This is a genomic window from Raineyella fluvialis (genome assembly GCF_009646095.1).
Taxonomy (GTDB): domain Bacteria; phylum Actinomycetota; class Actinomycetes; order Propionibacteriales; family Propionibacteriaceae; genus Raineyella; species Raineyella fluvialis.
The window spans coordinates 1,831,659-1,851,943 of record NZ_CP045725.1 but is presented as its reverse complement, the minus strand read 5'-3'; the positions used below and the strand labels follow the sequence as shown (position 1 = coordinate 1,851,943).

At 70.7% G+C, this 20,285-nt stretch carries 16 protein-coding genes and 5 pseudogenes; 11 read left to right on the top strand and 10 right to left on the bottom strand.

All coding sequences use genetic code 11. The features are described from left to right. Positions 1 to 9 precede the first annotated feature (9 nt). A complete protein-coding gene (locus Rai3103_RS08400; RefSeq protein ID WP_338420011.1) occupies positions 10 to 756 on the bottom strand; it encodes a helical backbone metal receptor in 747 nt (248 codons plus the stop codon). 144 nt (positions 757 to 900) lie between these two features. Between Rai3103_RS08400 and Rai3103_RS08395 the strand changes: the two genes are divergently transcribed. Then, positions 901 to 1,134 carry an RNA-binding S4 domain-containing protein gene (locus tag Rai3103_RS08395; protein WP_153572218.1) on the top strand — a complete coding sequence of 78 codons (234 nt, stop codon included), beginning with the start codon at positions 901 to 903 and terminating at the stop codon, positions 1,132 to 1,134. Between the two features lie 11 nt (positions 1,135 to 1,145). Here the strand turns inward: Rai3103_RS08395 and Rai3103_RS08390 are convergent, their stop codons facing one another. Further along, positions 1,146 to 1,514 (bottom strand): hypothetical protein, encoded by a 369-nt coding sequence (locus Rai3103_RS08390; RefSeq protein WP_153572217.1) that lies wholly within the window; start codon positions 1,512 to 1,514, stop codon positions 1,146 to 1,148. A gap of 206 nt (positions 1,515 to 1,720) precedes the next feature. Between Rai3103_RS08390 and Rai3103_RS08385 the strand changes: the two genes are divergently transcribed. Further along, positions 1,721 to 2,452, top strand: a complete 732-nt coding sequence (locus Rai3103_RS08385) for a response regulator transcription factor (protein ID WP_153572216.1) — start codon at positions 1,721 to 1,723, stop codon at positions 2,450 to 2,452. A gap of 293 nt (positions 2,453 to 2,745) precedes the next feature. Then, on the top strand, positions 2,746 to 4,191 hold the full coding sequence (locus Rai3103_RS08380; protein ID WP_153572215.1) for a sensor histidine kinase: 1,446 nt from the start codon (positions 2,746 to 2,748) through the stop codon (positions 4,189 to 4,191). A 12-nt stretch (positions 4,192 to 4,203) separates the two neighbouring features. Here the strand turns inward: Rai3103_RS08380 and Rai3103_RS08375 are convergent, their stop codons facing one another. Next, the gene (locus Rai3103_RS08375; protein ID WP_153572214.1) at positions 4,204 to 5,115 is read right to left on the bottom strand and encodes a DUF4031 domain-containing protein; all 912 of its coding nucleotides are present in this window, start codon (positions 5,113 to 5,115) and stop codon (positions 4,204 to 4,206) included. An 82-nt stretch (positions 5,116 to 5,197) separates the two neighbouring features. Between Rai3103_RS08375 and deoC the strand changes: the two are divergent. Beyond that, positions 5,198 to 5,874, top strand: a pseudogene (gene deoC, locus Rai3103_RS08370) (deoxyribose-phosphate aldolase). Positions 5,875 to 5,886: 12 nt separating this feature from the next. Here the strand turns inward: deoC and Rai3103_RS08365 are convergent. Then, complete coding sequence (locus Rai3103_RS08365; protein WP_228488798.1) at positions 5,887 to 6,636, bottom strand: sulfite exporter TauE/SafE family protein; 750 nt, start codon at positions 6,634 to 6,636, stop codon at positions 5,887 to 5,889. A gap of 184 nt (positions 6,637 to 6,820) precedes the next feature. Between Rai3103_RS08365 and Rai3103_RS19035 the strand changes: the two are divergent. Both Rai3103_RS19035 and Rai3103_RS17715 read left to right on the top strand, forming a co-directional pair. Next, positions 6,821 to 6,982 (top strand): annotated as a pseudogene (locus Rai3103_RS19035) (TetR family transcriptional regulator); the annotation flags it as partial. Between the two features lie 77 nt (positions 6,983 to 7,059). Beyond that, positions 7,060 to 7,482: a hypothetical protein gene (locus Rai3103_RS17715; protein ID WP_228488797.1), complete on the top strand. Its 423-nt coding sequence runs from the start codon at positions 7,060 to 7,062 to the stop codon at positions 7,480 to 7,482. A 2-nt stretch (positions 7,483 to 7,484) separates the two neighbouring features. On the opposite strand, the gene dcd is transcribed toward Rai3103_RS17715, so the two are convergent. The 6 genes and pseudogenes from dcd to Rai3103_RS08325 form a co-directional block, all read right to left on the bottom strand. Next, positions 7,485 to 8,066 carry a dCTP deaminase gene (dcd, locus tag Rai3103_RS08350; protein ID WP_153572211.1) on the bottom strand — a complete coding sequence of 194 codons (582 nt, stop codon included), beginning with the start codon at positions 8,064 to 8,066 and terminating at the stop codon, positions 7,485 to 7,487. A 140-nt stretch (positions 8,067 to 8,206) separates the two neighbouring features. After that, the gene (locus tag Rai3103_RS08345) at positions 8,207 to 9,346 is read right to left on the bottom strand and encodes an ROK family protein (protein WP_153572210.1); all 1,140 of its coding nucleotides are present in this window, start codon (positions 9,344 to 9,346) and stop codon (positions 8,207 to 8,209) included. Positions 9,347 to 9,395: 49 nt separating this feature from the next. Beyond that, entirely contained in the window at positions 9,396 to 10,619 is a 1,224-nt protein-coding gene (locus Rai3103_RS08340; RefSeq protein ID WP_153572209.1) for an FHA domain-containing protein, read from the bottom strand. Then, positions 10,616 to 11,224, bottom strand: a pseudogene (locus Rai3103_RS08335) (PP2C family protein-serine/threonine phosphatase); the annotation flags it as partial. The pseudogene Rai3103_RS08335 and the gene Rai3103_RS08340, both read right to left, overlap by 4 nt. A gap of 276 nt (positions 11,225 to 11,500) precedes the next feature. Then, positions 11,501 to 14,158, bottom strand: a complete 2,658-nt coding sequence (gene ppdK / locus Rai3103_RS08330; protein WP_153572207.1) for a pyruvate, phosphate dikinase — start codon at positions 14,156 to 14,158, stop codon at positions 11,501 to 11,503. A gap of 111 nt (positions 14,159 to 14,269) precedes the next feature. Continuing rightward, positions 14,270 to 15,204 (bottom strand): annotated as a pseudogene (locus tag Rai3103_RS08325) (pyruvate, water dikinase regulatory protein). A gap of 142 nt (positions 15,205 to 15,346) precedes the next feature. On the opposite strand from Rai3103_RS08325, the gene Rai3103_RS08320 reads away from it, so the two are divergent. The 5 genes and pseudogenes from Rai3103_RS08320 to Rai3103_RS08300 all read left to right on the top strand — a co-directional run bounded on the left by Rai3103_RS08320 (position 15,347) and on the right by Rai3103_RS08300 (position 20,108). Continuing rightward, complete coding sequence (locus tag Rai3103_RS08320; RefSeq protein ID WP_228488796.1) at positions 15,347 to 16,390, top strand: class I SAM-dependent methyltransferase; 1,044 nt, start codon at positions 15,347 to 15,349, stop codon at positions 16,388 to 16,390. Positions 16,391 to 16,457: 67 nt separating this feature from the next. After that, positions 16,458 to 16,553 (top strand): annotated as a pseudogene (locus tag Rai3103_RS19030) (hypothetical protein); the annotation flags it as partial. Positions 16,554 to 16,558: 5 nt separating this feature from the next. Next, positions 16,559 to 17,296 (top strand): YwiC-like family protein, encoded by a 738-nt coding sequence (locus Rai3103_RS08310; protein WP_239022333.1) that lies wholly within the window; start codon positions 16,559 to 16,561, stop codon positions 17,294 to 17,296. 344 nt (positions 17,297 to 17,640) lie between these two features. After that, positions 17,641 to 18,834 carry a TerC family protein gene (locus tag Rai3103_RS08305; protein WP_153572204.1) on the top strand — a complete coding sequence of 398 codons (1,194 nt, stop codon included), beginning with the start codon at positions 17,641 to 17,643 and terminating at the stop codon, positions 18,832 to 18,834. Between the two features lie 62 nt (positions 18,835 to 18,896). After that, a complete protein-coding gene (locus Rai3103_RS08300; protein WP_153572203.1) occupies positions 18,897 to 20,108 on the top strand; it encodes a TerC family protein in 1,212 nt (403 codons plus the stop codon). The last annotated feature ends 177 nt before the right edge of the window (positions 20,109 to 20,285 follow it).

Genomic DNA, 20,285 nt, shown 5'->3' with positions numbered 1-20,285 from the left:
CCACGGGCATCAGCCGCGCCACGGAGCCAGGACCTGCTCCAGGTAGGAGCGAGCAGCGACCATCGCCGGGCCGTACCAGGTGACGCTGCGGCCGTCGACACACACGGTGGGGATCGGCCCGTCGCCCTCCCGGAAGACCTCCGGTCCGTCAAGGGGGCCGAAGGCGTACGGCTCGTCGGGCAGCACGACCAGGTCGGCCGCCGCGCGGATCGCCGCGACGTCGACGTGCGGGTAGCGCGCGGCCCTGTCTTCAGCCCCCACGGCCCCGGCAGCGAGCCGGGCGCCGAAGGCGTTCACGAATCCCAACCGCTCCAACACATCACCGGTGTAGGTGCCCGCCCCGACAACCATCCACGGGTCACGCCAGACCGGAATGGCCACCCGCCGCGGCACCGGCTGCGGGGTCACGGGCTCGGCCCAGACCCGGCTCGCCTCACGCCACCACTCGGGCTCCTCCAGGGCCAGCGCCTCCACCAGCAGCCGCCGCATGGATGCGAGGGCCTGGTCGACCGACTCGATCACCGTGACCCAGACAGGGATGCCACGCTCCCGGAGCCGTTCGACGTCGAGCCGACGGTTCTCCTCCTGGTTACAGACGACCAGATCGGGCTCGAGGGCGGCGATCGCCGCGAGGTCGGGGTTCTTGGTGCCGCGGACCCTGGTCACGACCAGGTCCGGCGGATGGGTGCACCAGTCCGTCGCGCCGACGAGCAGCCCGGGCGTCGTCGCGGCGATCGCCTCGGTGAGCGACGGCACCAGGGACACGATCCGGCGCGGCCCCCGTCGGGGAGTGCCACCGGCGCCCCGAGGTCGTCGAGCAGCGTACGGGTGGTGGCGGTCATGGCGTCAGCCTAGGGCGCGCCCTCGGCGACGCGCCCCGCCCTCGGGGACAATAGGCGCATGCAGAGCACGCCCGACCCCTCCGAGGAGCCCACGATCCGCCTCGGCCAGTTCCTGAAGTGGGCAAACCTGGCGGAATCCGGCAGTGAGGCACGCGACCTGATCCAGGACGGTCGCGTACGTGTCGACGGCGAGGTGGAGACCCGCCGCGGACGTCAGTTGCACCTGGGCCAGCGGGTGACGCTGGCCTACCCCGGCGAGGACGAGATCACGGTCGTCGTCGAGGACCTCTGAGTGGCCCGACCTCAGCGATCGACCGATCCGGCCTCGGTCGCCCCCGGAGTGTCGGTCGCCTCGGCCGCCGCCAGATCCTGCCCGACGACGACGATCGACTCGTCCTCGTTGCCGACCGCCCCCGACCGGCGCATCCGGTCGACGTACTGCTTGGCCTCGGCCAGCCCCGCCCCGGTCCGCTCGCGGTACATCATCACCGCGTCGATGTAGCTGCGCCCGAGGGCTTCGTGGACGGCCTCCTCGAGGGTGCTCGACGTCGCGTCCCGACCGGCCCGGCCCAGCAACCACGAGACCTGCTGTTCCAGCTCGTAGACACGGTCACGCAGGCGCGCCAGCTCGGCACGTACGTCGAACATCCCTCCCGGGCCAGTAATCTCCACGCAGCCAGCCTAGAGGGCGGCGCCACGGTCGACACGTTTTCAGCTCGTGTGTCCGGGGCGGGCAACCTCGCCCGTGAGACGTACGGAGCCCATCGAGCAGTCCACGGGACCTCTCAGAGCCAATATGTCCCAGACACACATCTCAATCACAGGTGATACACAGATTTATTGCCCCCACCCATCGTTCGCCGTGGCAGTCTCTGACTATGACCGACCGTTCCCACGGCACCCTCGCCCGCCCCGACGGCTCGCCCATCCGCATCCTCGCGGTGGACGACGAGCCCGCGCTGACCGAGCTGCTGTCGATGGCCATGCGTTACGAGGGCTGGGAGGTGTGGACGGCCGCCAGCGGTCAGGAGGCCGTCCAGGTCGCCCATGAGATCCGCCCCGACGCGGCCGTCCTGGACATCATGCTGCCCGACTTCGACGGTCTCGAGGTGATGCGGCGCATCCATGCCGACCAGCCGGATCTGCCGGTGATCTTCCTCACCGCCCGCGACGCCGTCGCCGATCGGATCGAGGGACTCACGAGTGGGGCGGACGACTACGTCACCAAGCCCTTCAGCCTGGAGGAGGTGATCGCGCGGCTCCGTGCGCTGCTGCGCCGCACCGGCGCCTCCCAGGCCACGAACGCCTCGACCCTCGTCGTCGGTGACCTCACCCTGGACGAGGACTCCCACGAGGTCGCCCGCGGCGGCGATTCCATCCACCTCACGGCGACCGAGTTCGAGCTCCTCCGCTACCTGATGCACAACCCGCGCCGGGTGCTGAGCAAGGCCCAGATCCTCGACCGGGTCTGGAACTACGACTTCGGCGGCCAGGCGAACATCGTCGAGCTCTACATCTCCTACCTGCGCAAGAAGATCGACGCCGGGCGTACGCCGATGATCCACACCCTGCGCGGCGCGGGGTACATGCTCCGCCCGGCCGATGAGTGATCTGTCCACTCCTCCGCCCGCTACGCCACCGTCGGCCCCCGAGGCGGACGCCGTTGGCGTCGGTCCCTGATCGACGGCCGCCCCCTCAGCGTCCGGCGGGTCCGTCGCGCCGATCCCTCCGGAACGCGGCCGGACTCCCTGCCCTCACTTCCCGGAGCCCAGGCACGCCCGGCGCGAGCCCTGGAGGATCCCGCCCCCGTGATCCGGCCGCCCGGCGTTTCGCGGCGCCCGGGATCCCGGCTCAGGGGACGCTCGCCCGCCAACTGGTCATCCAGGTCAGCGCCACGGTCGCGATGGTGGCCCTGGCCCTGGGTCTGGTCACCATCCTGCTGGCCCACCGCGCGCTGATGCACCAGCTCGACGACCGCCTGTCCGGTGTGCTCACCCGGCAGCAGAACGCCGTCAGCAACCCGGGTCAGGGCTTCCCCGGCGGTGTCGACCTGCCCGGTCAACCGATCGGCACGGTGGTCGTGGTGGTCTCCAGCGGGGTCGCCCTCAACGGCATGCTCACCCCCGACGGCATCCGCCCCGTCCCCAGTACGTCGGCCCTGCGGACCCTCTCGTCGTTGGCCCCCGGTTCCGGCCCCCAGAGCGTCGAACTGGAACTTCTCGGCGGCTATCGGGTGATGTCCATCACCGACGGTCCGGATCGGGTCGTGGTCGGCATCCCGCTCGCCGACACGAGGGAGGCGGTCTACACCCTGGCCTGGACCGTCGCGGCCCTCGCCCTGCTGGCCACCACCATCAGCCTGATCACGGTGTACCTCCTCGTCGTCCGCAAGATGCGCCCGCTCACCGACCTGGCCAGGATCGCCCGCGAGGTCTCCTCGATGCCGCTGGAGCACGGCAATGTCGACCTCAGCCTGGGCGACTCCGCCCCGAGCACCGCCCACGCCGCGGAGGTGGCCGATGTCAGCGATGCGTTCGACCAGATGCTGGGCCATGTGCAGGAGGCCCTGCAGGCTCGCCAGGCGTCCGAGTCGCAGGTCCGGCGATTCGTCGCCGACGCGTCGCATGAGTTGCGCAATCCGCTGGCGGCGATCCGCGGCTACGCCGAGCTGACCAGGCGCGGCCGGGACAGCATGCCGCCGCAGACGGCCCACTCGCTCGACCGGATCGACGCGGAGGCCGAACGCATGTCGGCGCTGGTGGAGGACCTGCTGCTGCTCGCCCGTCTGGACACCAAGCTCACCCCGGCGACAGCGCCGATCGACCTGTCCGAGATCGTCGTCAATGCTGTCACCGACGCCCAGGTGGCCGGGCCCGACCACCTCTGGTCGCTCGACGTCCCGGCCGAACCGGTCATCGTCGTCGGCGACGGGCACCAGCTGCACCAGGTCGTTGCCAATCTGCTGGCCAACGCGCGGACGCACACGCCCGCCGGCACCAGGATCACCGCGGGCCTGGCGGTCGGCGCCACCCAGGCCGTCCTCACCGTCCACGACGACGGGCCTGGCATCCCCCGCAGGATGATCGGGCAGGTGTTCGACCGTTTCGTCCGGGTCGATTCCTCCCGCGCCCGGATCCGGGACTCCTCCACGCCGAACGGCGGCAGCACCGGGCTGGGCCTGTCCATCGTCGCGGCCGTCGTCGCGGCCCACCGCGGCCATGTCTCCGTCTCCTCGCGGTGCGCGGAGGACCTGTCCGGCCCGGAGGCCGCCGATGCAGGTACCTGGACGACGTTCACGGTGAAGCTGCCCCTGGCCAGTGCCGCCCTACGCCGCGCCGGCGAGGTCTGAGACTCTCACCCGCTACTCCCGCCCGGTCGCACCCTCGAGCCGACGCTGCTCCTCGGCCACGTTCCGGCGCGCGGGATCGGTCCACCAGGCCCGCGCGGGGTGCGTACGGTACAGCGGATCGAGCCCGGCGAGGTGCGCCAGGACGGCCAGCCGGCCCCGCCGGTAGTCCTCGGCCGTCACGTGGTGGTATTCGGCCCGGATCTGGCGGGAGTACTCGAGATAGCGCGCGTCGTCGGCGCCGAGGATGGCGAGATCCGCGTCGAGGAGGACGTCGCCGACCGGATCGTCGTCCTCGGCCACGTGTGCGGCGGTCAGCCGCACCAGGCGCGCGACCTCCGCCACCTCACGGGCGGGCACCAGACCGTCGAGGGACCGCTCGGCGAGCACCGCGGAGGCCTCCTCGTCCTCGCCCGGCCGGCCCTCGTACACGGCGTCGTGGAACCAGGCCGCCAGCCGCACGGGCCGTCCCGGATCGCCGTGATGGCGCAGGTCGGCGACCACCTCGTCCATCGCCCGCAGCATCTCGGCCAGGTGCTGAGGGGTGTGGTAGCGCCGGTGTGGCTCCGACCATCGGCCCAGTAGGTCGACGCCGAGGTCGGGGGCCCGCGGGAGCAGCCCCTCCCACTGCGCCAGCAGGCGCTCCTCGCGGCGGCGGGCGGCGGCGAGGACCTGCGGCTTGGTGCGGCGCAGACCCGCCCGGCGCAGGGCACGAACCACCTCGGTGGGGGTGACCTCGAGGGCTCCCGCGGCCACGGCATCCGCGTACCTGCCGGCGGGCAGGTCGTAGTGGTCCCGGTCGAAGGCCCTCGCGGTCAGTCCGATGCGGTCGGCGAAGTCATGCAGTTCGGCCAGCGAGGTGTCCGACACCAGGTGGGAGAACCGGGTGCCGTGAGCTGGCCACAACGGCGGGTCGACGAGGAGCATCGCAGTCCTGGGGGATCGGTGGGCGTACGCGTACCGGCCAACCTACCCGGCGGGTGTCGGTGGGGTGTGCCAACCTGATCCCATGGAGCTGACACGGGACGCCTTGGCGCGGATGATCGACCACACCCTGCTCTCCCCCACGGCCACCGACGCCGACGTGGCGGGGGTCGTGGAGGAGGCACGGCTGCTGGGGACCTGGTCGGTCTGCCTGTCCCCCTCACGCCTGCCGCTGCCGGTCCGGCCTCCGGCGCTGCACGTCGCGGCCGTCGCGGGCTTCCCCTCCGGGCAGCATTCCCCGAGATCAAGGCTGCCGAGGCCGCTGCGGCGGTGGCGGCCGGCGCCGACGAGATCGACATGGTGATCGACATCGGCCGGCTGCTGGCCGGGGGTGACGCGTACACGGAGAAGGAGGTCCGCGCGGTCCGGGAAGCGGTCCCCGCCCCGGTGGTGCTCAAGGTGATCCTCGAGACGGCCGCCCTGCCGGACGAGGCGATCGTCGCCGCCTGCGGCGCCTGCGAACGGGCCGGGGCGGACTACGTGAAGACCTCCACCGGCTTCCACCCCAGCGGTGGGGCGAGTGTGCACGCCGTCCGGGTGATGCGGCTGGCGGTGGGCGATCGGCTGGGGATCAAGGCCTCGGGCGGCATCCGGGACTACGCGACGGCCAAGGCACTGGTGGCGGCGGGGGCCACCCGGCTGGGGATGTCCCGCAGTCGTGAGGTCCTGGCCGAGGCCCCCGCCGAGGGGGGTGTCAGCTGAACCACACCAGCTTCACCACGGCCACCGCGCTGACGGCCACGATGAACACCCGCAACAGCGTCGGCGACAGGCGCCGGCCGATGCGGGCCCCCAGCCAGCCTCCCCCGAGGGCACCGAGCGCCAGCAGGGCGGCGGCCCCCAGCGGACCTGGTGCCACGCGATGACGATGAAGACCAGCGCAGCGAGGAAGTTCGCGGCGGGGACCAGGATGTTCTTCACCACGTTGATCCGCAGCAGGGACAGGCCGGTAAGGGCAGTGAGAAGTCCTATCAGCAGCACACCCTGAGCCGCTCCGAAGTAGCCGCCGTACATCCCGGTGCCCATCGCACCGAGGAGCAGCCCGACGCGCCGACGCCCGACCAGCGGCGCGTCGACCTCATGAGCACCGAGCCAGCCGTTGATCCGCCGCCCGAAGATGACCAGCACTGCGGCGAGGACGATCAGCACCGGCACGATCGCCGTGAACGCCTCCGGTGGCAGGACGAGCAGCAGGCCTGCCCCGACGGCCGATCCCAGCAGCTGCACCGGCAGCATGAGCCGCACCAACGGCCACACCGCGGGGATCTCGTCGCGAGCACCCTGGGCGGCGGTGAGACCGCTGAAGCTGAGACCGAGGCTGTTGGAGATGTTCGCGGCCACGGGCGGGTAGCCGAGGATGAGCAACGTCGGGAAGGTGATCAGTGTGCCGGACCCCACCACGGTGTTGATGGTGCCCGCGGCCAGGCCGGCCACGACGATCACGAGGGCGTGGAGGAGTGACACCCGGACACGGTAGACCGGCGGCGACCCCCGAGGCGAGGTCGTGTCACGTACGAGGACCTCGACACGTCGGTGGAACATCTGTTCAGGCCCGATCAGCCGTGGAAAGATCAACCCAACTTCCACTGCGGAAGAGTTCGAGAAGCGTTGATTCCACGGCTGGGGGCCGAGGTCCGAGGAGTCCGACATGCCCAACATGCGCATCGACGAGCGCCGCGAACTGCTGCTGCAGGCCGGCGAGCGGGTCATCGCCCGCACAGGTATGCAGGGGGCCACGACCCGTGCCGTCGTGGCGGAGGCGGGGATGCCGCTGGCGTCCTTCCATTACGCGTTCGCCAGTCGCCGCGACTTCATCCGTCAACTCATCGAGCGCCGGATGGTCCCCCATGACGTCCCGTCCCCGTCGGCGGCACGTACGAGGAGGCGTTGGCCACGTACCTGGCCGCCCAGCAGACGGCTGACCTGGTCCGCGGGCCTGTCGCGCTGGCCCTGGCCCAGTACGGGGTCCAGGACGAGGAGTTGCGACCGTTACTGCGGGAGCGCAGGGATCTGTTCGACGCCCGCCTGGCCGCCGATCTCGCGGCCATCGCCGAGAGTCACCAGAGGGAGTGGCTGATCGACCCGACGATCCTCGCACCCCAGGTGAACGCCTGGCGCTTCGGTTCCATCCAGGCAGGCTCCCCCAGTCACCTGGGCGAAACCTCCGCAACGACCGACGAGGGTGTCGCGGCGTGCACGGCGATGCTGCTGCGGGTGTCCCGCCAGCGGATCAATGGGCAGCGGGTCGCGGATCTCTCCGGCGCGGACGGCTCAGCCCACGCCGCCGGCCGTGCCGCTGGGCCCCCGTGACGTCAGTCGATCGGTGTGCGATGGAAGTTGACGTAGGAGCGGCTGGGCGTCGGACCGCGCTGCCCCTGGTAGCGCGAGCCGTACTTGGTGGAGCCGTACGGGGCCAGCGCGGGTGAGGACAGCCGGAAGAAGCACAACTGTCCGATCTTCATCCCGGGCCACAGCTTGATCGGCAGGGTCGCCACATTCGACAGCTCCAGGGTGACGTGCCCGCTGAAGCCGGGGTCGACGAAACCGGCCGTGGAGTGCGTGAGCAGACCGAGCCGCCCCAGCGACGACTTGCCCTCCAGCCGCGCGGCGAGCGTCGTGCCGAGGGTGACGACCTCGTAGGTGGAGGCCAGCACGAACTCGCCGGGATGCAGGATGAACGGCTCGTCCGGCCCCTCGGGCTCGACCAGCCGGGTCAGCTCGGCCTGCTCGACCGCCGGATCGATGTTCGGATAGCGGTGGTTCTGGAAGATCCGGAAGAACTTGTCCAGGCGGACGTCGACACTGGCCGGCTGGATCATCTCCGCGTCGAAGGGATCCAGACGGATCTGCCCCGACTCGATTTCCCTGGCGATATCGCCGTCCGACAGCAGCATGGCCTCAGGCTACCCAGTGTCCGGCGCGGGCGCCCACCGGTCCTACCCCTCGTCCGCGTCCGCGTCCGCGTCTGCGTCGACGGCGGAGGCAGTGGTCGCGGCGCCGGCATCCCCCCGCAGCCAGCGCGCCGGATCGAGGATCACCCGGTCCAGGGCCTCGTACGCCGCGCCGGTGGCGGAGGGGGCGGACCCCACCGGCGCCAGCACGAGTTCCGGCGCGGCGAGTGGGTCGGAGAGCAGGCGGTGGCGCATCTCCAGGGCGATCGGGCCGCGCAGGTGCTCACCGATGACCGCCAGGTCGCCCCCAGCACGAGGGTCGGCAGGTCGAGCAGGTTGACCACGCCGGAGAGCACCGACCCGAGCGCATGGCCGGCCGCCTCGACGGCGGCCACCGTCACCGGTTCACCCGCCTCGAGGCGTCCGAGCACCGCGTGGATGGAGGTGCGTGGAGGCAGGCCGGCGGCCTGCAGGAGGCTCAGCCGTCCGACGTACTGTTCGAGGCACCCGTGCGATCCGCATCGGCACGGCGGCCCGGCCGGGTCGACCGTCATGTGGCCGATCTCTCCCGCCCATCCGTGGGCGCCGAGGAACTCGCGGCCGTCGAGCCGGATGGCGGCCCCGACGCCGATCTCGCCGTGCAGGTAGACGAAACTCGGCCACGGCCCGGGCCGCCCCGGCCGCGACTGGGCGACGACCCGGGCGGCCAGGTCGGCGGAGTTGCCGATGTGGAAGTCGACGCCCGGCCCGATCACCGGCGCGAGGAACGGGTAGGGGGCGAGGTCCGCCCAACCCAGGTTGGGGGCGACGAGCAGGCGCCCGGCCGCCCGGTCGACCAGTCCGGGCAGGGACAGGGTCGCCCCGGCCAGCACCAGCTCAGGCCCCATGTCCTCGAGGATCTCGCGGACCATCAGCCCGAGGTGGCGCAACACCTTGCTCGGCTCGGTTCCCGCGAGCGACCCCTCGTCGAGACTCTCGGCGAGGACCCGCCCGGACAGATCGACGAGCCGGGCGGCGAGCATGCCGACGCTGATCTCCATGCCGAGGCCGACGTAGGAGTTGTGGGCGGGGATGAGCGGGACGGCAGGGCGTCCCCGGCCGGCCGTGTTGACCGGCGGGAGCGCTTCGATGATGCGTCCCTCGATGAGCGCGTCGACCAGGCGTGACGAGGTCGAGCGGGTCATCCGCGTCTCCTCGGCCAGCCGGGCCCGCGAGATCGGGTTGCCGTCCTCACCGTGCGCGAAGACGTGCCGGGTGATCAGCTCCAGATTGGCTTCCCGCAAGGATCCCTGCCGGACCCCCGATCCACGCGGTGCCGCTGCTCGGGCATCGTCAGGCGCGGTCGATCAGGATGGTCACGCCATCCCCCAGGTCGAGGATCCACCCGGGCTGGACGGCCACCGGCTCGCCCGGCACCAGTTGGTGACGCTGTCCGGCGAGCGAGGGATCCCCGCCGATCGGGCCGGTGATCAGCACCGTCCCGTTCGTCGAGTGCAGATCGGTGACCTGGACCGTACGCCCCACCGGTTCGACCTTGACGTGGGTACGGCTGATGTCGTGCGACGGGCTGGGCACCGTCATCAGCTTGGCGACGACCCCCGGCCCGGCGCGGTCCGGGCTGGGCGCCCGCCCGATCAGCACCATCCGGTCGACCGCGACAGGTGCGCCAGTGATCGGGCGCAACAGCGCCATCACCGGTGCCGGCTCGACACTGGGCCCCTCATTCGTACGCTCGGCGTCCGCCCCGGGGGAGGACGAGCCGATGAGCTGGGTCGCCGCCTCGGGCGCGCCGCCGGAGAGCACCTGGGTCGCGGCGTCGGGGACGGCTGCCGGTGTCGGCGCCGCCGCTGCCTCGGCGGCAGCGACACCCATGCCGGCAGCGACACCCACGCCGGCCGCTGCGGCGCCGTGGTGGTGGTAGCCGGGCTCGTCGCTCTCCGGATGCACCGGGTCGTACACCTGCCCGTGCTCGGTCTCCCCCTCGGCGAGGGATGCCTCCTGCGGCGCCTGGGCCACCCGCGGCGGGGCGACGGGCGAGGCCACCAGCCGGTCAGGGCTCGCCTCGACCAGCAACGAGTGCGCCTGCACCACGCCGACGACCAGCGGCAGGTGCAGGACATCGCTGGGTATCGGACCCGCGTCGGTGGCCTGGACGCGGACGGAGCGTACGTCGCCGAGGCCGGTCTCGCTCCACGTCCGCACACCCTCACCGCTGGCGATCACGTCGCCCGTGGTGGCGTCCACGATCTGCAGCCGGCCCCGGACGAGGCTGTGCATGGACCCGGCGTCCCAGAAGAGGGCGGCCATGTCCGGCATCTCGGTGACACCGACGCGGCCGAGTTCACTCACCAGGGCGTCGATGGAGGCGGTCGGCACCACGCTCTCCCACAAGGCGGTGACGAACTGCGTCACCCGCGCCGGGGCAGGCGGGATCACGACCAGCGCGTCCGGGCCCGCGAGCGCCACCCAGTCACCCGGCGCGTACGTGACGCGCCAGGAGCCGATCGTCTCGCCACCCTCCGGGCCGCTGGTCTGCTGCGGGTCCTGATCAGTCATCGCCCATCCTGTACATCGACCACCACTACCGACACATTGTCACGTGCACCGTAACCCAACGCGAGATCAAGCAGGGTCTGACAGGCCGATTCCGCCTCGGGGCGACTGATCAGCACGTCGCGGATCTCATCGATCGGGACTGTGTTGACCAGTCCGTCGCTGCACAGCATCAGCCGCTGCCCGGGAACCATCGGCAACAGCCGGATGTCGGCCTCCGACTCCTGCTCCGATCCCATCGCCCGGGTGATGACGTTGCGCAGGGGCATCAGTTCGGCGTCCGCCGGGTCGAGGACGCCGGCGTCGATCAGTTCCTGGACCAGGGAGTGGTCGACGGTCACCTGCGTGAGGGTGCGCTCCCCCGGTTCGCCGTGGACGAGGTAGCAGCGCGAGTCGCCGACGTTCAGCACCATCCAGCGGTCCTCGTCCTCGGCGTGCACCGCGACGACGGCGCACAGAGTGCTCCCCGCGCCGGGATTGTCGTCATGGAGACCCATGACCCGCTGATGGGCCGCCCGTACGGTCGCGGACACCGTGTCGACGTCGAGCTCGCGACCGGCCAGCGTACGGAACTCCTCGACGATGGCCCGGCTGGCCAGGGCGCCACCCGCCTGCCCCCGATACCGTCAGCGACCAGGAAGACCGGGGGGTCCGCCAGTACGGCGTCCTGGTTCTCCGGGCGCACCGGCCCCTTGTCGGTCCGTGCCGCGTAGGTCAGTGTGTCCACCCGGGTGATCCTAGTGATGCCGGGGATTGGCCCGACGTGGTGACCGGGCGGTGGAGCGTCGCGGAGGCCCGAGGTGGAGACGCGCAGTGGCGCCGTCCCACCGGTTCCCCGGTAGGACGGCGCCACGACACCTGCGTCGCCCGGACGCGGACGGCCGTCAGGCCTGCTGCCCCAGGGCCGCACGCGCGGCGGCGAGGCGGGCGATCGGGACGCGGAACGGAGAGCAGGACACGTAGTTCATGCCGATCTCGTTGAACAGCTCGATAGACTCCGGGTCACCACCGTGCTCGCCGCAGACACCGGTCTTCAGCGTGGGCTTCTTGCTCCGACCCTTCTCGACACCGATGCGGACCAGCTCCCCGACCCCGTCGCGGTCGATCTGGGCGAACGGGTTGGCCGGGATGATGTCGTTGTCGATGTACGCGTTGAGGAACGAGCCCTCGGCGTCGTCGCGCGACAGGCCGATGCCGGTCTGGGTCAGGTCGTTGGTGCCGAAGCTGAAGTAGTCCGCGTAGTCGGCGATCTGGTCCGCGACCAGGGCGGCGCGGGGCAGCTCGATCATCGTGCCGACGGTGTAGTCCAGCGACACCCCGGCGGCGGCGATCTCCTCATCCGCCACCCGGACGATGATCTCGCGCAGGCGCTTGAGCTCCTCCGGGTAGGCGACCAGCGGGACCATGATCTCCATGATCGGGTCCCCGCCACGCTGCTTGACGGCGATGGCGGCGCGGACGATGGCCTTCGTCTGCATGTCCGGGATCTCCGGGTAGAGCAGCGACAGCCGGCAGCCGCGGGTGCCGAGCATCGGGTTCGCCTCGGACAGCTTCTTCACCCGCGCCAGCAGCGCCTCCTCCTTGGCCAGCTCCTCGGCCGGGGCACCCTTCAGCTGCAGCGCCTGCACCTTGAGGTTCTGCTCGACCAGGCCGGGCAGGAACTCGTGCAGCGGCGGGTCGAGCAGGCGGATGTTGACCGGCAGGCCGCTCATCGCCTCGAAGATCGCCTCGAAGTCGGACTGCTGCAGCGGGAGGATCTCCTCCAGCGCGGCGGCCCGGTCGGCCTCGTTGTCGGCGAGGATCATCCGCTGCACGGCGGGCAGCCGGACCTCGTCCATGAACATGTGCTCGGTGCGGCACAGACCGATGCCCTGGGCGCCGAATTCCCGCGCCTTGGCCGCGTCCGGGCCGTTGTCGGCGTTCGCGCGGACGGTCAGCGAGCGCACCTCGTCGGCCCAGCTGATGATCCGCTCGAAGTCCTCGCTCATCGACGGCGGGATCAGCTTGACGGCCCCGTCGAACACCTCACCGGTCGACCCGTCGATGGAGATGATGTCGCCCTCGTGCCAGGTCCGGCCGTTGATGCTGAACACCTTGTTGGCGGCGTCGATCGACAGCTCGTGCGCGCCGGCGACACAGGGCCGACCCATGCCTCGGGCGACGACGGCCGCGTGGGAGGTCATGCCGCCGTGGGAGGTCAGCACGCCCTGCGCCTGGATGACGCCGTGGATGTCGTCCGGAGTGGTCTCCCAGCGCACCAGCACGACGTCCTCGCCGGCCTTGCCACGCTCCTCGGCGGTGTCGGCGTCGAAGACGACCGAGCCGACGGCGGCACCCGGGGACGCGTTCAGGCCGACGGTGACCGCCTCGGGCTTGGCCTCGGGGTCGATGCCGGGGTGCATCAGCTGGTCGAGCTGGCTGGGCTCGATCCGGCGGACGGCCTCGGTCTTGTCGATGATGCCCTCGTCCACCAGGTCCCCGGCGACCTTGATCGCCGCCCGCGCCGTCCGCTTCCCGTTGCGGGTCTGCAGCATGTAGAGCTTCTCGTCCTGGATGGTGAACTCCATGTCCTGCATGTCGCGGTAGTGCTTCTCCATCCGCTCCATGGTGTCGAGGAGCTGGTGGTAGGCGTCGGGGAGCACCTGCTCCATCTCCTCCAGCCGCCGGGGCGTACGGATGCCGGCGACGACATCCTCGCCCTGGGCGTTGGTGAGGAACTCGCCGTACAGCTCCTTGGCGCCGGTGGAGGGGTTGCGGGTGAAGCAGACACCCGTCGCGGAGGTCTCACCCATGTTGCCGAACACCATCTGCATCACGTTGACGGCGGTGCCCATCGCCGCGGAGATGTTGTTGGCGCGGCGGTAGACCTCGGCGCGCGGGTTGTTCCAGGACTTGAAGACGGCGTCGACGGCGCGGCGCAGCTGCTCCATCGGGTCGGTCGACCAGGCGCCGCCGAGGGCCTCGGTGGAGAGCCGCTTGAACTCGGCGACCAGCTCCTGGAGGTCCTCGGTGGTCAGGTCGGTGTCGCTGGCGGCACCCTTGGCCTGCTTCATCGCGGTGAGGGCGTCCTCGTAGATGTGCGGGGCGATCCCCTCGACGACCTCGCCGTACATCTGGATGAAACGCCGGTAGGAGTCCCAGGCGAAGCGCGGGTTGCCCGCCTCGGCGCCGAGCGCCTCGACGGAGGTGTCGTTGATGCCCAGGTTGAGGATCGTGTCCATCATGCCGGGCATGGACTGCACGGCGCCGGAGCGCACCGAGACGAGGAGGGGCTTCTCCGCGCCGCCGAGCGTACGACCCGTACGTTCCTCGAGGCGATGCATCGCGGCCACGATGTCGTCCCAGAGCGTCGCCGGCCACTGGCCGGTCTTCATGGCCTCGACGCAGGCGGTGGTGGTGACGGTGAACGCATCGGGGACCGGAACCCCGATCCGGTACATCTCGGCCACACCGGCGCCCTTGCCACCGAGGAGCGGCTTCATTTCAGCGTTGCCCTCGGCGAGGTCGTAGATGTAGCGGCTCTGTGGGGCCTGATCAGTCATCAACTTCTCCTCGTTCGTGTCGGACCTCGATGTCCGGCGACGGTTCAGCCCGGTGGTCAACCGGTGATCGGCACTCTAGGGGAGCGCCGGACCATGCCCCTCGCGAGGCAGTCATGGGGTGGCCGGCGGACGCGTCGGCGTCAGCCGCGGCGGCGCGGCCCTGGGCGTGGCGCGCGGCTCGCCGGGGATGTCGCGCAGGTGGCCGCCGGCCTGCTGGGCCCGCTGCTCGACGATCTCGATGATCTTGGCGGCGTTCTCCTCCAGGGCCACCGAGGTGGTGTTGACCACCACGGCGCCGAGCCGACGCTCCATCGCGACGATCTGGTCGACCTCGTCGTACACCCGGGCGAGGTCGGCGTAGCCGTCCTTGCGGGAGCGCAGCCCGGTGCCCATGCCGAGCCGCCCGATCCGTTCGCGGCGGATCTCCACCAGGCGCTCCGGGTCCATCGTCAGCCCGACGAGACGCCAGCGGTCCACCAGGGCCAACTGGGGTGGCGGGTCGATGCCGAGCACCAGCGGGACGTTGGCCGTCCGGTAGCCGAGGTAGCCCAGGTACATGGACAGCGGCGTCTTGCCGCTGCGGGACGCGCCGAGCAGGACGATGTCGGCCTGGCCGATCGACTCCAGGTGCTGGCCGTCGTCGAGTTGGATGACGTACTGCATCGCGGAGATGCGGGTGAAGTAGTCCGCCTCGACATTGACCGGGCGCATCGGGACCAGGTCGGCCTCGGTGCCGGTGATCTCCTCGATCGCGGCGAGGGTCGGGCCGAGCAGGTCGGAGTGGCGGATGCCCAGGCCGTCGCAGCCGCGCCCGACCAGGTCACGCAGGTCGGGGTTCACCAGCGTGCTGATGACGATCTTGTCGGCCGTGCGCGACTTCAGGCTCTCGACCACCGAGACCACCCCTCCACCGAGGTGATCCGGGGGTGGCGGATGATGCGGAAGCGTCGGGAGGGGAACTGGGCCTGCGCCGCGCGGGCAAGACGAGCCGCCGTCTCCCCCGTGGAGTCGGCTATGACATGGACCTCAAGGACTTCGCCCGCCACGGCAGCACCCTAGCGCTCGACTCCGAGGGGTTTGCAGGGTGGCTACCTCCCTCGGGAACGGCTCCATCCGGGGCCAACGCCCCGGCCCACGCACCGGCTGGGCAGGCCCGGGTTTCCCCCTGCTCGGGATTAGGCTCGGGCCGTGCACACCCTCGATGCCGTGGACGACCTGATCCTCGCCGAAGCCTCCGCCGTCGACGACGAGCAAGGGCCCGTCCTGGTCCTCGACGCGCCGGCGCTGGCGACCGCGCTGGCCGACGACCTCTCCACCGAGGGGCGTACGGTCCTGCACCGCAGCGACCTGCTGACGGATGAGACGGAGGTCCCCGCGACCGCGGACGTCGTCGACACGTGGTCCGACCCGCGACTGGCCGACGTACGGCTGGTGCTGCTGCGGCTGCCCGCCAATCTCAACGCCCTCGACGAACTGGCCGAGAACGTCGCCGCACACTGCCATCCGGACGTGCGGGTGGTGGCCGGCTCCCGGGTCAAGCACATGACCCGCGGCATGAACGAGGTGCTGGCAGCCCACTTCGGGGACGTCCGGGCGAGCCTCGGCGTGCGCAAGTGCCGGGTGCTGCACGCCGCCGCGCCGCGCCCGGAGGTCCGGGAGGCCGAGCCGACCTGGCCGCGGACGGCGGCGCTGGACGAGTTCGGGCTGAGTGTCGTCGCGTACGGAGCGACCTTCGCCGGCAACCGGCTCGACCTCGGCACCCGCCAACTGCTGGAGAGCATCATCGACCTGCGTCCGACGGCGGGGGCGGATCGGGCCGTGGACCTGGGCTGCGGATCCGGCATCCTCGCCGCCACCCTCGCCCGCAACGGCTGGCGGGTGACGGGGGTCGACACCTCCCGGGCGGCCGTCGGGTCCACCGCCGCCACCGCCGCCGCGAACGGCGTGGAGGTGGCCGTCCGCCGCGCCGACGCCCTGGCCGACTGGCCGGAGGGCGACCTCGACGTGGTGGTGTGCAACCCGCCCTTCCATGTCGGGACAGCGAAGGACTCCGCACCGGCGTTCCGGATGATCCGTACGGCCGCCCGGGCGCTGCGTCCCGGCGGCGAGCTGTGGTGCGTCTACAACGCCCACCTCCCCTACCTGCCGACGCTGCGCCGCGACGTCGGCCCGTCCGAGATCGTAACCCGGGACCGCAGTTACCTGGTCACCCGGAGTGTCCGGGCCCAGTGAGCGGGCTCACGGGAGAAGCCCGGACCCCGGCCACATTTCTCCAGGCTTCTCGGGGTCTAATGGCGGGATGAGTACCTCCGCCACCGCGACCCGCCGGCACCGGCCCCGCCTCACGTCCGGCGGCTGGATCCCCAACCAGCACGGCGCCTGGGCGATGGTGACCATCCCGTGGCTGCTCGGCACCTGGCAGCGGTTCCACGACGGGCAGGGGCGGCGTACGCGGTGGTCCTCGGCGTGTTCTGGCTGGTCGGCTACTTCGCTTTCCACGCCACCTCGCTGTGGCTGAAGTCGCGCCGCCAGTCGCGCTACCTGCGCCCGGTCGTCACGTACGCCTGCCTCGCGGGGGCCCTCGGGATCCTCACCTGGTGGCTCGCGGGGCCGGGATTGGTCGGTTGGGCCGTCCCCTTCGTCCCGGTGCTGGCGATCGCCCTCGTCCTGGCGGCTCGGCGGCGGGAGCGGGCCCTGCTCGGCGGCCTGCTGACGGTGGCGGCCGCGGCCCTGGTCGTCCTGGTGGCCCGCTTCGCGTCCCCGCTCACCGTGCTCGACGGCTGGGGCACCGCGCCGGTCGCCCGGGCGCTGGGCCTGACGCTGGTGTGCCTGGGGTACTTCGGCGGCACGGTCTTCTTCGTGAAGTCGATGATCCGCGAACGCGGCAACGCGGGCTTCCTGGCCCTCTCCGTCGGCTGGCACCTCGCCGCGACGGCGGGGGCGATCCTGGCCGTCATGGTTGGCGGAGCGCACGTCGGCTGGGCGATCTTCTTCGCTGCCACCGCCGTACGCTCGCTCGTGCTGCCCCTCGTCGGACCGATGCGGGACGGTGGCCTGCGGCTGACGCCCAAGCAACTGGGGCTGGCCGAGGCGGTGTTCAGCATCGCCCTGGTCACCCTGGCCCTGCTGACCGCCTGACCTCTCGACCGCCTGACCGCCTGACCTCTCGACCGCCTGACCGCCTGACCGCTCGAGCCGTCGGACGTTCCCGCGGGAACGTTCCGCATGACGTTCCCGCGGGAACGTCATCCTGAGGCGTTCCCGCGGGAACGCTCGCTTCCCTCCCCCGGGGCCGCCCTGCTACGGTCGACAGTATTCGTGGGGGAGTATCCCGACACATCAGACGTCAACACGTCGCGCACGTACGGTCCGACTCCGTACGGCTCGACCGGATGGTGTGGTCGGCCCCGGGCACGCGTTGCCCGGTGAGCCGGCGGAGAGACTCGCGAGACCGACATCCGTCGTCTCCGAAAGGACCCCTCATGGCGGTCTCCCCGCTCGTCTGGACCCTCACCGTCGCACTGATCGTCGGCATGCTGGTCTTCGACTTCGTCTTCCATGCCCGTACGCCGCACGTCCCGACGATGCGGGAATCCGCCCTCTGGTCGGCGGCCTACGTCGGCATCGCCCTGGTCTTCGGGGTGTTCGTCTGGGTGAGTGCCGGGGCGGACCTCGCCGGCCAGTACTACGCCGGCTACCTCACCGAGAAGGCGCTCAGCGTCGACAACCTCTTCGTCTTCCTCATCATCATGGCCTCCTTCGCGGTGCCCCGGCAGTACCAGGAGGAGGTGCTGCTCTTCGGCATCGCCTTCTCCCTGGTGGCGCGGACGGGGCTCATCCTCGTCGGCGCCGGGCTGATCAACGCCTTCGCCTGGGTGTTCTACCTCTTCGCGGTGATCCTGCTGGTGACCGCCGGCAGCACCCTCAAGGGCGCCCTGACCGAGAAGGAGGACGCCGACAGCGGGATGGTCCGACTCGTCCGGCGGATCTTCCGCACCTCGGACGGCTACGACGGCAACCGCCTGGTCACCCGGGTGGACGGGCGTCGGGTGATGACGCCGATGCTGCTGGTGATGATCGCCATCGGCGGCACCGACCTGCTCTTCGCCCTCGACTCCATCCCGGCGATCTTCGGGCTGACCCAGGAGACGTACCTCGCCTTCACCGCGGTGGCCTTCTCCCTGCTCGGCCTCAAGCAGCTCTACTTCCTCATCGACGGCCTGCTGGACCGGCTGATCTACCTGTCGTACGGCCTGTCGGCGATCCTCGCCTTCATCGCGGTGAAGCTCGGCCTGCACGCCCTGCACGAGAACAACGTTCCGTTCATCAACGACGGCCGCCCCGTCCATGTCGCCGAGATCAGCACCGGCCTGTCCCTCGCCGTGATCGTGGGGGTGCTGGTGCTCACGGTGACGGCGTCGCTGGTCAGCCGGCGCGGCCGCGCGCTGACGGTCATCGCCGCGACCCAGTCGCTGTCCGAACGCTACCTGGCCCTCCCGGACACCGCCGCCGAGTCGCACCGCCGGGCGATCCGGCGCCGGCTCGCCCGGCTGCTGGCACGGATGCCCGCCATCCCCGACGAGCTCAAGGAGGACCTGATCACCGACAAACGCCACTTCCACGACCTGCTCGAGCGGGTCCACGGAGCCGGCCTCGACACCAGCGGAGCCCGCTGAGCGGATTGTTAGAATCCAAGGGTTCCGCCGACAGCCGACAGCGGTCCACGTAAGGAGGATGCATGGAGGTCTCCGGGCTCACCTGGACACTCACCACCCTGTTCGTGGTGGGGATGTTGCTGTTCGACTTCCTCTTCCACGCCCGCCGCCCGCACACCCCCGGCATCCGGGAGTCGGCGCTGTGGTCGGCGCTCTACACATCGATCGCCCTGGCCTTCGGCCTGTTCGTGCTGGGCAGCTGGGGCGGCCACTACGCCGCCCAGTACTACGCCGGCTACATCACCGAACTGTCGCTCAGCGTCGACAACCTCTTCGTCTTCCTGATCATCATGGCCTCGTTCAAGGTGCCGCGGCAGTCGCAGCAGGAGGTCCTGCTGTTCGGCATCGTGGTGTCGCTCATCTTCCGCTCGGCCCTGATCTTCGTCGGCGCCGCCGCGATCAACGCCTTCTCCTGGGTCTTCTACATCTTCGGGGTGATCCTGCTGGTCACCGCCGGCTCGACGCTGAAGGAGGCGATCGGCACCGACGACGAGGAGGAGAGCGAGAACTTCTTCATCCGGCTCGTCCGGGGCGTCTTCCACACCTCCGACACGTACGACGGGAACAAGCTGTTCACCGAACTGGACGGCAAGCGGGCCCTCACCCCGATGCTGCTGGTGATGGTCGCCATCGGCGGGACCGACGTCCTGTTCGCCCTCGACTCGATCCCGGCGATCTTCGGCCTGACCCAGGAGGTCTTCCTGGTCTTCACCGCCGTGGTGTTCTCGCTGATGGGTCTCAAGCAGCTCTTCTTCCTCATCGACGGGCTGCTCGACCGGCTGATCTACCTGTCGTACGGGCTGGCCGCGATCCTCGGCTTCATCGCGGTGAAGCTGATCCTGCACGCGCTGCACCAGAACAGCCTGCCGTTCATCAACGACGGCGACCACGTGACCGTCATCGAGATCACCACGCAGATGTCACTGGTCTTCATCCTCGGAGTACTGGTGGTCACCGTCGCCGTGTCGCTGTTCTCCCCCCGCGGCCGGGCCATGGCCATCATCCGGGCCACCGAGGACCTGGCCGAGAAGTACCTCGCCCTGCCGCCGGAGGCGGCGGTCGCGGAGCGTACGAAGCTCAACAACCAGCTGGCCGCCAAGCTCAGCAAGATGCCGCAGATCCCCGACCACCTCAAGTCCGAGCTGATCGAGAACGAGCAGCACTACCGCGACCTGCTCAAGCGGGCGCACGGACAGCACCAGGACTTCCTCGCCCAAACCGCCCGCGAGGGCTGATACCAGCGGCCCTCGCGGTCCGCCCCTCGGCACGACGGGCCGCCTCGTGCCGCCTGCACCGGAGGACCGACCCCGCGACGCGACGAAGGATGCGTTCCCCGGCGGGGAACGATGTGTCGCATGCCACACGGCAACCGTTTGGTCCGACCCAAGCGGTCCGGCAGGATACCGACCGGT

Bases quoted from the DNA above. Each gene is read 5' to 3' on its own strand.
- Rai3103_RS08380 (WP_153572215.1), top strand. From the start codon at position 2,746: ATGGTGGCCCTGGCCCTGGGTCTGGTCACCATCCTGCTGGCCCACCGC.
- Rai3103_RS08340 (WP_153572209.1), bottom strand. From the start codon at position 10,619: ATGACTGATCAGGACCCGCAGCAGACCAGCGGCCCGGAGGGTGGCGAG.
- ppdK (WP_153572207.1), bottom strand. From the start codon at position 14,158: ATGACTGATCAGGCCCCACAGAGCCGCTACATCTACGACCTCGCCGAG.
- Rai3103_RS08395 (WP_153572218.1), top strand. From the start codon at position 901: ATGCAGAGCACGCCCGACCCCTCCGAGGAGCCCACGATCCGCCTCGGC.
- dcd (WP_153572211.1), bottom strand. From the start codon at position 8,066: ATGCTGCTGTCGGACGGCGATATCGCCAGGGAAATCGAGTCGGGGCAG.
- Rai3103_RS08300 (WP_153572203.1), top strand. From the start codon at position 18,897: ATGGAGGTCTCCGGGCTCACCTGGACACTCACCACCCTGTTCGTGGTG.
- Rai3103_RS08375 (WP_153572214.1), bottom strand. From the start codon at position 5,115: ATGCTCCTCGTCGACCCGCCGTTGTGGCCAGCTCACGGCACCCGGTTC.
- Rai3103_RS08305 (WP_153572204.1), top strand. From the start codon at position 17,641: ATGGCGGTCTCCCCGCTCGTCTGGACCCTCACCGTCGCACTGATCGTC.
- Rai3103_RS08385 (WP_153572216.1), top strand. From the start codon at position 1,721: ATGACCGACCGTTCCCACGGCACCCTCGCCCGCCCCGACGGCTCGCCC.